Annotated in this window: 13 protein-coding genes; 2 read left to right on the top strand and 11 right to left on the bottom strand. The window is 66.5% G+C overall.

The window, feature by feature from the left end; all coding sequences use genetic code 11:
• Positions 1–17: 17 nt before the first annotated feature.
• Positions 18–1,409 (bottom strand): hemolysin family protein, encoded by a 1,392-nt coding sequence (locus C7402_RS04105; RefSeq protein ID WP_112169728.1) that lies wholly within the window; start codon positions 1,407–1,409, stop codon positions 18–20.
• A gap of 146 nt (positions 1,410–1,555) precedes the next feature.
• Positions 1,556–2,320 (bottom strand): sensor histidine kinase, encoded by a 765-nt coding sequence (locus tag C7402_RS04100; protein ID WP_116609704.1) that lies wholly within the window; start codon positions 2,318–2,320, stop codon positions 1,556–1,558.
• Positions 2,321–2,800: 480 nt separating this feature from the next.
• Here C7402_RS04100 and C7402_RS04095 point away from each other — a divergent pair, with 480 nt between their 5' ends.
• The gene (locus C7402_RS04095; protein ID WP_116609703.1) at positions 2,801–3,142 is read left to right on the top strand and encodes an FKBP-type peptidyl-prolyl cis-trans isomerase; all 342 of its coding nucleotides are present in this window, start codon (positions 2,801–2,803) and stop codon (positions 3,140–3,142) included.
• Positions 3,143–3,192: 50 nt separating this feature from the next.
• The gene (locus C7402_RS04090; RefSeq protein WP_116609702.1) at positions 3,193–3,996 is read left to right on the top strand and encodes an AraC family transcriptional regulator; all 804 of its coding nucleotides are present in this window, start codon (positions 3,193–3,195) and stop codon (positions 3,994–3,996) included.
• A 37-nt stretch (positions 3,997–4,033) separates the two neighbouring features.
• Here C7402_RS04090 and C7402_RS04085 read toward each other — a convergent pair whose 3' ends face one another.
• The 9 genes from C7402_RS04085 to C7402_RS04045 all read right to left on the bottom strand — a co-directional run bounded on the left by C7402_RS04085 (position 4,034) and on the right by C7402_RS04045 (position 13,820).
• Complete coding sequence (locus C7402_RS04085) at positions 4,034–4,906, bottom strand: MOSC domain-containing protein (RefSeq protein ID WP_116609701.1); 873 nt, start codon at positions 4,904–4,906, stop codon at positions 4,034–4,036.
• Between the two features lie 77 nt (positions 4,907–4,983).
• Entirely contained in the window at positions 4,984–6,180 is a 1,197-nt protein-coding gene (locus tag C7402_RS04080; protein ID WP_116610062.1) for an O-succinylhomoserine sulfhydrylase, read from the bottom strand.
• Between the two features lie 141 nt (positions 6,181–6,321).
• A complete protein-coding gene (purF, locus tag C7402_RS04075) occupies positions 6,322–7,866 on the bottom strand; it encodes an amidophosphoribosyltransferase (RefSeq protein WP_112169732.1) in 1,545 nt (514 codons plus the stop codon).
• 133 nt (positions 7,867–7,999) lie between these two features.
• Positions 8,000–8,494 (bottom strand): CvpA family protein, encoded by a 495-nt coding sequence (locus C7402_RS04070; protein WP_116609700.1) that lies wholly within the window; start codon positions 8,492–8,494, stop codon positions 8,000–8,002.
• A gap of 7 nt (positions 8,495–8,501) precedes the next feature.
• Positions 8,502–9,419, bottom strand: a complete 918-nt coding sequence (locus C7402_RS04065; protein ID WP_116609699.1) for an SPOR domain-containing protein — start codon at positions 9,417–9,419, stop codon at positions 8,502–8,504.
• Positions 9,420–9,481: 62 nt separating this feature from the next.
• Positions 9,482–10,792 (bottom strand): bifunctional tetrahydrofolate synthase/dihydrofolate synthase, encoded by a 1,311-nt coding sequence (gene folC, locus C7402_RS04060; RefSeq protein ID WP_116609698.1) that lies wholly within the window; start codon positions 10,790–10,792, stop codon positions 9,482–9,484.
• 196 nt (positions 10,793–10,988) lie between these two features.
• Positions 10,989–11,861, bottom strand: a complete 873-nt coding sequence (gene accD, locus C7402_RS04055; RefSeq protein ID WP_112169736.1) for an acetyl-CoA carboxylase, carboxyltransferase subunit beta — start codon at positions 11,859–11,861, stop codon at positions 10,989–10,991.
• A 156-nt stretch (positions 11,862–12,017) separates the two neighbouring features.
• Positions 12,018–12,827 carry a tryptophan synthase subunit alpha gene (trpA, locus tag C7402_RS04050; protein WP_116609697.1) on the bottom strand — a complete coding sequence of 270 codons (810 nt, stop codon included), beginning with the start codon at positions 12,825–12,827 and terminating at the stop codon, positions 12,018–12,020.
• Positions 12,828–12,881: 54 nt separating this feature from the next.
• Positions 12,882–13,820 carry a DNA-methyltransferase gene (locus tag C7402_RS04045; RefSeq protein WP_116609696.1) on the bottom strand — a complete coding sequence of 313 codons (939 nt, stop codon included), beginning with the start codon at positions 13,818–13,820 and terminating at the stop codon, positions 12,882–12,884.
• Between the last annotated feature and the right edge of the window lie 16 nt (positions 13,821–13,836).

Here is a 13,836-nt window from a genome sequence, read left to right as displayed (position 1 = left end):
AAGGGTAAGCCGCGCGCTCAGCCGCCTTCGTCTTCGAGATCCTTGGGATAAATACGCACGAGCACGATACGCGGCCCCTTCATCTTCTTCACCACGATATCGAAGCGGTCGAACGACACGCGCTGGCCCTCGGTGGGCAAGTCGTTGAGCGCGTGAATCACGAGGCCGCCCACCGACTCCGCGCGCCCTTCGTCGATATCGATGCCGAGCGCCTGCTCCAGCGACACCACGGGCAGGCTGCCGCGCCCCATGAGCGTGCCGTCGTCCATGCGGGTCCAGTCGGTGTCGGCCTGGTGAAACTCGTCGTGAATCTGGCCCACGAGCGCGCCGAGCAGATTGTCGAGCGTGAGAAAGCCGATCGGCCGCGCGCCCTTGTGACCCACCAGCGCGAAATGCGGGGCGCCCTTGCGAAAGCGCCGGAACAGCGCGAGCGCGGGCGTATCGGGGCGCACGTACTGCACGGGACGCACGAACTTGCCGAGATCGTCGAGCGCATGGCCCGACTCGCGCGCGAGCAGCAGATCCTTCAGATGGATGAGGCCCGCCACGCGCTCGCCCGAACCGTCTTCGAACAGCGGGTAGCGGCTGAAGCGGTGGCGCTTCACGATCTGCATGTTCTCGCGCAGCGAAACGTCGCGGCGCAGGCCCACCATTTCATGCGTGGGCCGCATCAGGTCGGAAATGGTGAGGCGCGAGAAGTCGAGCGAATGGGCCAGCGTGTTCCACTCGTCGGCGTTGTAGGCGCTCGCGGCCAGCGCGGGGGGCGGCAGGGCCGCGCGGGCGCCGTGCTGCGGGTCGTGCGCCTCGGCCTCCGCCTTGGCGGCGGCGCGGCGGGTGCGCAGGATCAGCTTGAGCTCGTCGGTCGAATAGTGCGTGTCGTGGCCGTGCTCCGACGAAAGGCCCGCAATGCGCAGCACCGCGCTCGCGCTCGAATTGAGCACCCAGATCGCCGGATACATCGCCCAGTAGAAGGCATAGAGCGGCGTGGCCGCCCACAGCGAAATCTTCTCGGCCTCGCGGATGGCGAGCGACTTCGGCGCAAGCTCGCCCACCACGATGTGCAGGAACGAGATCACGGTGAACGCGAACACGAGCGAAATGCCGTGCACGAGCGCCGCCGACTGCACGCCCACGATTTCGAATACCGGCGCGAGCAACTGCGCGAAGGCGGGTTCGCCGATCCAGCCAAGGCCGAGCGAGGCGAGCGTAATACCGAGCTGGCAGGCGGAAAGGTAGGCGTCGAGCTGGCCGTGGACCTTCGCGAGCAGGCGGCCACGCACGCCGTGCTGCTCCGCGAGGCTCTGCACGCGCGTGGTGCGCAGCTTGACGAGACCGAACTCGGCCGCGACGAAGAAACCGTTGAGGGCAACGAGCAGAAACGCCCCGAGCAGGGCGAGAAGCTGGATCAAGACTGAAGGCTCCGAGGAACGAAGCGCTCAGTATAAGGGGTGCAAGACGCGTGAAAGACTTGGGCGGCCGCAAGCGCCGCTGCGGCCGCCCGGGGTCCGTGCAACCGATATGCGCGTGCGCGGGCCCCGCGGCGCCGGCGGCAGACTCATACGCCGCTCAGCGGCACGTTCAGGACCAGTACCGCATCCTCGCCTTCGCCGGGCAGCGCGGGCGCTTCGAAACGGCCACCATGCGCCTCGGCCACGCGCTGGCACAGCGCCAGCACCCATGCGTGGCGCCCCGCCTCCTGCGGCTCGCTCGCCTGCGTGCGCGCGAACGGTTCGAGCACGTGCGCGAGCGTTTCATCGGTGAGCGCCCGGGGCGTCGCGCGCCATTTCACCTCGAACTGCGCCGCCGTGACCGTCACGTTCGCCGCAAACGCGATGCTCGCGCCCGGCGCGCTCGTTTCCACCGCGAACGCCAGCATCAGCCACAGCGCCTGGCCGATGCGCTCGCGGTCGCCGTCGAGCATCGCCGCGCCCGTGGGGTCCTGCACCTCGAAGCTCACGCCCCGTGCGTCGCCGAGCGAGACGCGCACGTCGTCGACGGCATCGGCAAGCAGCGCCGCCGGTGCGAACGGCTCGCGCTCGATGTGCAGCTTGCGCGTTTGCGCGCGCGTGGTGTCAACGAGTGTTTCGAGCAGCTTGACCTGCTGCTCGACGCCCGTGCGAATGCCGCCCAGCGCGCGCTGCGCGGCGGCGTCGGCGTTGTCGATCTTGCGTTCGAGCACATACGCCCAGCTATGGATGGCATTGAGCGGGCTGCGCAGATCGTGCGACACGCGCGAGAGCACGTGGTCGCGCATGAAGAGCGCAACTTCGGCGCACAGGCGCGCCGTGCGTTCGGTACGGTTTTGCGGAGTCGACGCCATCAGATTCCTCGTTTTTCGCCTCTAGGGCCTGTTCACGCTAATAACAGGCTTGCGAACGTGCCTTGCCGGTCGCAGTGCAAGGAGCACGGCGCGCCGTTTGGCCGAGCCAAACAAGCGACGCGCGACGCCGCAATGCGACCGGCAAGGCACGTTCCCCAAACTAATAATTTCATCCAACGGGCTGGCCGCCAGAAGGGCCGATCGCTGCGTCATGCTCCTCACGAATACGTCGAGTATTCGCTTCGTCGCAATCCTTGCGCTCGGCCCTTCTGGCGGCCAGCGCAAGCCTGTTATTAGCGTGAACAGGCCCTCGCCGAGCGAAGTGGTCCCCATCGAAGTGGTGCCCATTATAGGCAGCGGATAGCGAGCATCCCGCGTGCCTGGCCGGCTCGCGTGCGGACCGCAACGGCGCGCTGCGCGCCTGGCCCTGCAAACGGCCTACAATAGCGTGTTCATTCCATCTGAATCAGGAGTTTTTCCATGTCTATCGTGACCACCGAATCCGGCCTCAAGTACGAAGACCTGACCGAAGGCACCGGCGCCGAAGCCAAAGCCGGCCAGACCGTCAGCGTGCACTACACCGGCTGGCTAACGGACGGCCAGAAGTTCGATTCGAGCAAGGACCGCAACGACCCGTTCGCCTTCGTGCTGGGCGGCGGCATGGTCATCAAGGGCTGGGACGAAGGCGTGCAGGGCATGAAGGTGGGCGGCGTGCGCAAGCTCACGATCCCGCCGCAACTCGGCTACGGTGTGCGCGGCGCGGGCGGCGTGATTCCGCCGAACGCCACGCTCGTGTTCGAAGTCGAACTGCTCGAAGTGTAAGACTTAGGCGCGCTCGCCTTTTTTGCCATCGCGAACCGCACCAGGCCGTCATGAATCCGCATCACCACACGCCCGTCACCTCGCCCGGCGTCGAATTGCGCCGCTACGGCGCGATCGAGGAAACCGATCTGCACGATTTTCACCAGATCGTGCTCGGTCTCGACGGTGCCATGGAGATGACGGTGAACGGCCTGGGCAAGCGCATCGACTGCTGTTCCGCGTGGCTCATTCCGGCCGGGGCGCGGCACGACTACATGGGCATCGGCGATAACCGCCAGCTCGTGCTCGACTTGCCCGCCGCGGCGCTCGCGGTGCCTGAGCGGCTGTTCGACAGCGCGCGCGCCGTGCGCGTCGATCCCGCGCTCACGCAACTCGTGCGCCAGATCGCCCAGCGCGCGGCCGTGGCCGCGCCGCCCCACGACCGCGCCGACCCGCGCGCGCGACGCTTCCACTGGGACGCCTCCGCGCGGCTCTGCGCGGCGGTGATCGCGCAAACCGGCATTGCCGCCGGCAGCGGATTCACGGAGGCCGCCGGCCTCGACTTCGCGCGCATCGACCGCTGGCTGCGCGCGCATCTCGCGGAACCACTGCGCATCGCCGATCTGGCCGCGCATTGCGGCTTCGGCATGCGGCGCTTTCATCAGTTGTTTATCGAAGCGTTCGGCGAAACACCGCATCGCTATCTCCAGCGGCTGCGGCTCGACACTGCGCTCACGCTGCTCGCCGACCCGCGCGCCTCGCTCACCGACATCGCGCTCGAAGTGGGTTTCGGCGACCAGAGCGCCTTCACGCATGCGTTCACGCGCCGCTTCGGGCTCGCGCCCGGCCAGTGGCGGGCGCTGCCGTCGCACTGAGCGCTCGCGCCTCACTCGCTGAGCGCCCAGGCACGCTTTACTCGAAGCGATATTCCCACTGCGCGTGCGCGCCCACCGCGAGGCGCTCGCCCGCGCCCGTCACGACCATCGCGTTCTGGCCGAACGTGAGTCCGCCGTCCACACGCGGATCGGCGCGAAAGACCTGAAGCGTGTCGAGCGGTTCGGTGGGCCATTGCGGGTCGCGCTCGCCCGACGTCTGGTCGATCGTCGTGATCGGGCAGCGCGCGCAAGGCTTCACGAAACGCAGCACGATCGCCTCGCCGCCCGTTGCGGATTCGATGGCGAGCGTGTCGATGAAATCTTCCTCGAACGCCTCGCCCACGTCGCCCACGACGATGTTCGGACGAAAGCGCGTCATCGGCACGGGCGGCGCGCCTTTTGCCGCGAGGCGCTCGTTGAGTTCCGCGAGCGACGCCTCGCTCGTCACGAGAACTGGAAAGCCGTCGGCGAATTGCGTGGGCGCGTCTTCGTCGTTCGTCCACTTCTTGCTCGCAAGGCGCGTGACGTCCTGCGCGAACCGCAGAAGGCGCACCGGCACGCCCAGCGCGTTGGTGAACCACTGCGCGGCGTGATCGCCCTCGTCCAGCGCCTCGAAGCTATCGCTCCAGACGGTGGCCCGCACACGCGCCTCGCCGCCGCGCGGCGCGAACGGCAGATGCAGCGCCTCGCTCATGCCCTCCATCGTGAGGCGCACGCCGTCTTCGACGAACGCGGGCACGATGCGCGCCATCGCCGCGTATTCGCGCTGCGACACGAAGCGGCCGGTCTCGTCCGCCACCATCCAGTGGCGATCCCACGCGAGGCCCTTCACGTCGAGTTGAGCACGATCGAGCGCAATCGCGCCGCACGACTTCACGGGATAGACATACAAGGCACGAACGATAGCCATGACACACTCACGCTGAAGAGAAAAAGAATCGGGCCGCGCGCCCGGCCCTCGATCATACAACCGTTGCTTCGCGCCGCTCACTGCCCCGCATCGAGCCCGCGAGCGAGATCGCTGCGCACGTCCTGCGCGTTTTCGAGGCCGACGGCGAGGCGAATCAGCCCTTCGGTAATGCCGGCGGCCGCGCGCGCCTCGGGCGTGACGCGGCCATGCGTGGTCGTGGCCGGATGCGTGATGGTCGTGCGCGTGTCGCCCAGATTGCCCGTGATCGAGCAAATCTTCGTGCCGTCGATCACGCGCCAGGCGTTGGCGCGCTGCTGCTCGGGCGCCTCGCCCTTCACTTCGAACGAAACGATCGCACCGCCCTTCTTCTGCTGACGCATCGCCAGCGCATGCTGCGGATGCGATTCGAGGCCCGGATAAAAGACGCGCTTCACGGCCGGATGCGTTTCGAGCCAGCGCGCGATGTCGAGCGCATTGTCCGACTGCTTTTCGACGCGCAGCGACAGCGTTTCCATGCCCTTGAGCAGCACCCACGCGTTGAACGCGGAGAGCGTCGGGCCCGCGCTGCGCACGAACGGGAACACCTTCTCCATGATGAACGACTTCGAGCCGACCAGCGCGCCGCCCAGCACGCGGCCCTGGCCGTCCAGGAACTTGGTGGCCGAATGCATCACCACGTCCGCGCCGAATTTGAGCGGCTGTTGCAGCGCCGGGCTGCAAAAACAGTTGTCGACGACGAACAGCGCGCCCGCTGCTTTGGCGATCTTGCTGACCGCTTCGATATCGGCGATTTCAGTGAGCGGGTTCGACGGCGTTTCGAGGAAAAACAGCTTCGTTTCAGGGCGCACGGCCTGCTGCCACGCATCGAGATCGTGCGGATCGACGAAAGTCGTCGTGATGCCGAAGCGCGGGAAAATCTGCGAGAACATGCCGAGCGTGGAGCCGAACAGACTGCGCGAACTGACGATGTGGTCGCCCTGCTGCAACGCCGCCATCACCACCGACATGATCGCGGCCATGCCCGACGCCGTGGCCATGCAGGCTTCACCGCCTTCGAGCGCGGCGAGGCGATCCTGGAACATGGTGACGGTGGGATTGGTGAAACGCGCGTACGTATAGCCGGTTTCGGAGTTCGCGAAGCGTTCTGCGGCTTCGGCGGCGCTGTTGAAGCAGAAGCTCGACGTGAGATAGAGGGCTTCCGAATGCTCGTTGAACTGGCTGCGCAGCGTGCCCGAGCGCACCGCCAGCGTGTCGAAGTTGAAGGTGTCGTCCATGTTGGTGTTCTCCGTGTCCTGAACCATCATGCTTCAATCCTGCCCCAGCAGGCGCAAAAAAGCCCGCTTTTGCGCTGGCAGAAAGCGGGCTTTCGGGATCGGCCAGAACGCGAGCGTCGCGCTCGCGTTGGCCGGAGGGGATCACTCCACCGACAGTTGCAGGTGCAGCTGCGAGCGGGCGCCGCCGTCCTGCGCGTCGCTCGCCGCATCGCGATCCGACTGCGATTGCGGTGCGAGGCGGGCTGCCTCGATGTTGTCGAGGTAGGTGCTCGTGATGTCGCCGGTGATGTAGTCGCCGTCGAAGCACGAAGCTTCGAAGTCGCCCAGTTCCGGGTTGATGTCACGCACGGCCTTCTTGAGCGACTCCACGTCCTGATACACGAGGTAATCCGCGCCGATGATGCGCGCCACTTCCTCATCCGTGCGGCCGTGTGCCACGAGCTCGCCGCGCGTGGGCATGTCGATGCCGTAGACGTTCGGGTACTTCACGGGCGGCGCCGCCGAAGCGAAGATCACCTTGGTCGCGCCCGCGTCGCGCGCCATCTGCACGATTTCCTGCGAGGTGGTGCCGCGCACGATCGAGTCGTCGATGATCAGCACGTTCTTGCCCTTGAACTCGATGCCCATGGCATTGAGCTTCTGGCGCACCGACTTCTTGCGCATGGCCTGGCCGGGCATGATGAAGGTGCGGCCAACGTAGCGGTTCTTGAAAAAGCCTTCGCGGTATTCCACGCCGAGCTTGTTCGCGACCTGCATGGCCGCAGGGCGCGACGAATCGGGAATCGGCATGACCACGTCGATCTTCACGTCGGGCAGCTCGCGCTTGATCTTCTCGGCGAGATAGTCGCCCATGCGCAGACGCGCGTTGTACACGGGCACGCCGTCGAGCACCGAGTCCGGACGCGCGAGATACACGAGTTCGAAGATGCAGGGGTTGAGCGTCGGCGCCGTGGCGCACTGCTGCGAGTGGAAGTTGCCGTCGAAGTCGATGAACACCGCTTCGCCCGGACGCACGTCGCGCACGAACTCGAAGCCGATGCCTTCGAGCGCCACCGATTCCGATGCGAGCATCCACTCGGTGCCTTCCGGCGTTTCCATCTTGCCGATGCACAGCGGGCGAATGCCGAACGGGTCGCGGAACGCGAGCAGGCCGTGGCCGGCGATCAGCGAGACGATGGCGTACGAGCCGCGCAGACGGCGGTGCACGCCCGAAACCGCCTTGAAGAGCGTCGCCGGATCGAGTTCGAGGCCCGAGGTGGCGAGCTGCACTTCGTGCGCGAGCACGTTGAGCAGCACTTCGGTGTCGGAGTTGGTGTTCACGTGGCGGCGGTCCACACGGAACATCTCTTCCTTCAACTGTTGCCAGTTGGTGAGATTACCGTTGTGAGCGAGCACGATGCCGAACGGCGCGTTCACGTAGAACGGCTGGGCCTCTTCTTCGCTCGACGCCGAGCCGGCCGTCGGATAGCGCACCTGGCCGATGCCGCTGGTGCCGGGCAGGCTTCGCATGTTGCGCGTGCGGAACACGTCGCGCACCATGCCGTTGGCCTTGTGCATGTGGAACGTGCTGCCGTTCGCGGTGGCAATGCCGGCCGCGTCCTGACCGCGGTGCTGGAGCAGCAGCAGCGCGTCATAGAGGAGCTGGTTGACGGGAGAGCGGGAAACTACGCCTACGATGCCGCACATGGCAGGTCCTTCAAAAAAGCGAAATCGGTAGCGGGCCGGTCGGGTGGTCTCGGTCGATCAACACCGGTCGAGCTCCGCAAATGGGCAGTGGTGCCGGGAAACTCAAGCCCTCGTCGCGACAATCAGTTTCTGATCAGACGTGAACGTAGGTCGCGAGCGCCGCGGGCAACAGCGGTTTCAGTTCGAGCACGCCCTGCACGGCATAGGGCCGCAGCAGCGCATGGCGCCAGAAGTCCTGCTGGGGCAGCTCGGTCAGCCCGCCGAGGACGACGAGGATCAGCACCAGCACGACGCCTCGCACGAGGCCGAACATCATCCCGAGCGAACGGTCCACGCCGGACAATCCGCTCACCTGCACCAGACGGCCGATCAGTGCGTTGCCCACGCCGGCCACGAGCACCACGGCAATGACGATCAGCGCAAAGGCGATCAGCCACTGGGTGAGCGCCCCGCCCGGCCAGTTCGCCGGAATCCAGGGCACCACGCGGTCCACGTAGCGGCAGGCCACGAGCAACGCCGCGATCCAGCCAATCAATCCAAAAATCTCGCCGATGAAGCCCCGCCATGCGCCGCGCAGCGCCGACAGGCCGATCACCGCCATTACAGCGTAGTCGAATGCGGTCAACATGCGCGGGTTATTCCGCGCCGCCGTTCGTGCCCGCCATCAGACCCGCGCCGCGCACCTTGGCGATCGCCGCCGTGGCCGAGGCACGGTCCGGGAACGGCCCCGCGCGCAGCAGCGTGCGCGTGGTGCCGTCGGCTTCCTTACGCTGTTCGGTATATGCGGGTACACCCGCAGCTTTCAACTTCGTGACCCAATTGTTTGCCGTCGTGCCGTTCGAAAACGCACCGAGCTGCACCGCGAAACGCGCGCCCGGCGGCGCGGCCGGCGCGGCGGCGGTGTTCGCGCTGTCTGCGCTGTCGCTGTCGGCAGCCGCGCTCTCCTGCGACTTGCCGCGCGAAGCGACGGCCGTGCTGGCCGAAGCCGACGGCTTCGCGGCATGCGCGGGGGTTGGCGTCTGGGCGTTTTGCGTGGGTTGGGCCGCAGCGGCGGCGGCTTGCGCGGGCTTTTTCGCGGACGTGGCCGGCGCTTTATCCGAGCTTTGGGCGTTCTGCGTGGTCGCGGCGCCCGAGGCGGCCGCGAGACCCGATGCGCCAGGCGTGGCCTCGGCGGCCGGATTGTCGGGCGCAACACCGGCTTGCGTGTCTTCGGCGTCGTGCTGGCGCGCGGCGGCCTTGTCGGCCGGGCGGCTGGGGATGTCGATGGCGATGTCGTCGGTGACCGGCTTCGGGTGCGAGTCGAGCACCATCGGCAGGATCACGATGGCCGCGAGCACCAGCGCGATCGCGCCGACAAGACGGCGGCGAGCGCGTTGCTTTTCGGGGAGCGTGGGGTCGAGCAGCATCGCCTCGGCGTCGCCGGACCGGTCCGGCCGGCGGCTGCGCCGCTCCACGCGCGTGCTCTGATTGCTCCGGCGGCTGGAGCCGGCCTCGGCGCCGCGCCGGCGGGGCGCGTCAGCTTCATCTTTCTTGCCGAACGAGAAAATTCCCATGTATGGCTTGCTGTTGGCCTACCTGGCCTGTCTTGCGTGGGCGGCGTGCGGGTGCCGGGCGGTCAGTGCTGCTGTGACTTTCGCCAGGCCATGACCCCGGCAACCGTCAGGAAACTTCCGAAAACAAGAATTCTATCATTTTCAGTAGCCCGTTTTAGCGCATCTTGAAAAGCAGCGGCCGGGCTTTCATGGTGCGTCACACTGCTGTCGGGGCCGTCCGTCACGCCCGCTTCGCGCAGCGCCTCTTCGAGCTGACCGGCCGTGGCCGCGCGCGGCAGCGGCAGGTCGGTCACGCACCAGTGGTCCACTTCGCCCTTCAGATGCTCGATCACGCCCGCGATGTCCTTGTCGCGCATCGCGCCGAACACCGCGTAGGTGTACGGGAAATAGCCCATGCTGCCGAGGTTTTGCGCCAGCACGGCCGACGCGTGCGGGTTGTGGCCGACATCGAGAATGATCGCGGGTTTGCCCGGCAGCACCTGGAAGCGGCCCGGCAGTTCGACGTTGGCGAGACCCAGGCGAATGTCCTGCGCGGAAACCGGCAGGCGGTCGCGCAGCGCCTCCAGGCCCGCGAGCGCGGCCGAGGTGTTGATGAGCTGGTTCGCGCCGCGCAGCGCCGGATAAGCGAGCGCCGAACGCCGCATCGTGGGGCCCACGTAGCTCCATTGCTGGCGCTCGCTGCCCGGCTGGCCTTCATAGCGGAATTCGCGGCCGAACAGCCACAGTTCCGCGCCGATCGCTTCCGCATGGTCGATGAGCGACTGCGGCGCCATCGGGTCGGCGCAAATGGCGGGCTTGCCCGCGCGGAAGATGCCGGCCTTTTCGAAGCCGATCTTCTCGCGCGTGTTGCCGAGATATTCCGTATGGTCGAGGTCGATGCTCGTGATGATCGCGCAGTCGGTGTCGAGCACGTTCACGGCGTCCAGACGCCCGCCAAGGCCCACTTCGAAGATCACCGCGTCGAGCCCGCGCGAAGCGAACAGATGCATGATCGCGAGCGTCGTGAACTCGAAATACGTGAGCGAAACGGGCTTGGCGAGCGAATTGCGCGCGGCTTCCACGGCCTCGAAGTGCTGGAGCAGCTCGGCGTCGCTCGCCTGCTCGCCGTCAATGCGCGCGCGCTCGTTGAACGCGAGCAGGTGCGGCGAGGTGTGGCAGCCCACGTGATAGCCGGCCTTGAGCAGGATCGTTTCGAGGATCGCGCAGGTCGAGCCCTTCCCGTTCGTGCCGCCGACCGTGAAGATCGGGCACGCGAACTGGAGGTCCAGCGCCTCCTTCACCTGGCGGATACGGTCGAGACCCATGTCGATGCCGACCGGATGCGCGGTTTCGAGATGCGTGAGCCACGCGTCGAGGGTGGGAAAGGTACTCATCGGGATAGTTCGCCAGGTGCTGCGCGTGAGACGCCCGCAAGGGGCGACGGGTTCACGCGAATGATCCGCTTCGCTTCAAAAGAACGGCATTATCGCGGAAATGACAACGCGCCGCTTGCTTTCGCTCGCGGCGCGTTGGGTAAAACGATGCGCAGCGCGGTCACACAGGGCCGCGAAGCGCTTCGGACCGGCGGCCTCAGGCCACCGCGTCGGCGGGCTGGCGTTGCAGCAGGGCCAGCATTTGCGCGATTTCGTCGCGCAGCTTGCGGCGGTCGAGAATCATGTCGATCGCGCCCTTTTGCAGCAGGAATTCGGCGCGCTGGAAGCCTTCCGGCAGCTTTTCGCGCACGGTCTGCTCGATCACGCGCGGGCCCGCGAAGCCGATCAACGCCTTCGGCTCGGCGATCACCACGTCGCCAAGGAACGCGAAGCTCGCCGACACGCCGCCCATGGTCGGATCGGTCAGCACGGAGATGAACGGCAGCTTGGCCTCGGCCAGCTTGGTGAGCATGGCCGTGGTCTTGGCCATCTGCATGAGCGAAAGCAGGCTTTCCTGCATACGCGCGCCGCCCGAAGCCGTGAAGCAGATGAACGGCACTTGCTGCTCCAGCGCGTTCTGCGCGCCGCGCGCGAAGCGCTCGCCCACCACCGAGCCCATCGAGCCGCCCATGAACGAGAACTCGAAGCAGGCCACCACCACGGGCAGCGTGCGGATCGCGCCGCCCATCACCACCATGGCGTCGGTTTCGCCGGTTTCTTCCATCGCCTCTTTCAGGCGGTCCGGGTACTTGCGGCTGTCCTTGAACTTGAGCGCGTCGACCGGAATGATTTCCTGGCCGATCTCATAGCGGCCTTCCGGGTCGAGCAGGCCGTCCAGACGTTCGCGCGCACCAATGCGCATGTGGTGATCGCACTTCGGGCAGACGTGCAGATTCGCCTCTACGTCGTTGCGGTACAGCACCGCTTCGCACGACGGGCACTTGATCCACAACCCTTCCGGAATGCTCTTGCGGCTTTTCGGATCGGTTTGCTTGATCTTGGGCGGCAGCAGTTTGTCGAGCCAGCTCATTGATATTCCTTCCTTGACCTTCGTGATGCGCGGGCGCGGCGGATCGATCTATGCACCCGATCGGTCATTCCGACCGGGTTCCGACCCCGACCGCGCATGGCGAAAAGTGGATTTTACAGCAGTCGCAAAACTAGCCAACCAGACCAGCCAACTGCGTCAGCTCGCCGCGACTTCGTCAAGCGCCGTGCGAATGCCCGTGATGAACTGCGTGAGCGTGTCCGCCGCCGTTTCCGGGGGCGCCTGTTCGAGCAACTGCACGATGCGGCTGCCGATCACCACAGCGTCGGAAACCTGGGCGACGGCGGTGGCCGTTTGCGCGTCGCGAATGCCGAAGCCGACGCCCACGGGCAGCGAGACATGCTTCTTGATCGCCGGGATTTTACTCGCGATGCTCGCGACGTCCAGATTCGCCGCACCGGTCACGCCCTTGAGCGATACATAGTAGACGTAGCCGCTCGCGGCGCGCGCCACTTCGGCGATGCGCGCGTCCGTGGAGGTAGGCGCGAGCAGGAAGATCGGATCGATGTCGGCGGCCTTCATCTTCGCGGCGAATTCGACCGACTCCTCGGGCGGGTAGTCCACCACCAGCACGCCGTCCACGCCCGCCGCCTTCGCGGCTTGCGCGAACGCGTCGGCGCCCATGCGCTCGATGGGGTTTGCGTAGCCCATCAGCACGACGGGCGTCTTGCCGTCGGTCTCGCGAAAACGCAGCACGTCGGCGAGCACGCTCTTGAGCGTCACGCCCTTCTCGAGCGCGCGCTCGGACGACTGCTGGATCACGGGGCCGTCGGCCATCGGGTCCGAGAACGGCACGCCGAGCTCGATGACATCGGCGCCGCCGGCGGCGAGCGCGTGCATGAATTCGACGGTGCGCGCGGGATCGGGGTCGCCTGCCGTCATGAACGGGATCAGGCCTTTCTTGCCTTGGGCGGCGAGCGCCTCGAAGGTGGTCTTGATACGGGACATTTCAGGGTCCTCAGCTTTTCAGTCGTGACTGCGCGTGGGTCCGGCGGCGGCGCATCAGGCGCCGGCCGCGACGGACGATGCGGCGCTCGCGTCAACGGCGGCGGCGGGAGTCGCCATGGCCGCCGCGCTCACGCGTTCGCGCGCGATCGCGCAGTAACTTTCGTTAATTTCATAGCCGACGAATTCGCGCTTCTGACGCGCGCAGGCGACTGCCGTGGTGCCGCTGCCCATGAACGGGTCCAGCACGCGGCCGCCCGGCGGGCAGCTCGCGAGCACCATGCGCTCGACGATTTCCAGAGGCTTCTGGGTGGGATGATCCACGCGCTCGGCGTGCTGACGGTGCAGCCGCGAGACGGACCAGACGTCCTTGGGGTTGTAGCCGAGCTCCAGCCACTTGCTGCCTTCGAACAACTTGCGCGAACGCGCCTTCTTCGTGACGGCATCGTACGGGATACGGACGGGATCGAGATCGAAGTAATAGTCCTTCGACACCGCGAAGAAACCGATGTTGTCGTGCACCGAGGTGAAACGGCGCGTCGTGCCGCCCATGCTGGGCACGCGACGATCCCAGACGATCTCGTTGATCATCGTGAGTTTCGACTTGAGATAGACGAAGATCTCGGGCGCGTACTGCCACGTGCAGAACACGTAGAGCGAGCCCGTGGGCTTGAGCTTCGGTATCGCCAGGTCGAGCCATTGATACGTCCAGGCGAGGAAGTCCTCGCCCGAACGCATGTCGGAGTCGTTGCCGTAGTCCTTGCCGAGCCCATAAGGCGGGTCGGCGACGATCAGGTCGATCGAGGCGTCGGGCAAATTGGCGGCATCAGTCAGAAAATCGCGGTTCAGGAGCCGGATGGACTCCGGCACCGTGGGCAGCACGGCTGCGTGGGCGACCGCCTCGGCGGCTTCCAGCGCAGCCGCTTCTGCGTTCACCCCGGCATCCGCCTCGCCCACGGGCGCCGGCATCTGCGGCTCGTCGAACTCGTCACGCATCGCTTACGTTGCTCCG

Origin of the sequence: Paraburkholderia unamae (genome assembly GCF_003096875.1) — a bacterium.
In the GTDB taxonomy this organism is placed as follows: Bacteria; Pseudomonadota; Gammaproteobacteria; order Burkholderiales; family Burkholderiaceae; genus Paraburkholderia; species Paraburkholderia unamae.
This window is presented reverse-complemented; position numbering and strand designations above follow the sequence as displayed.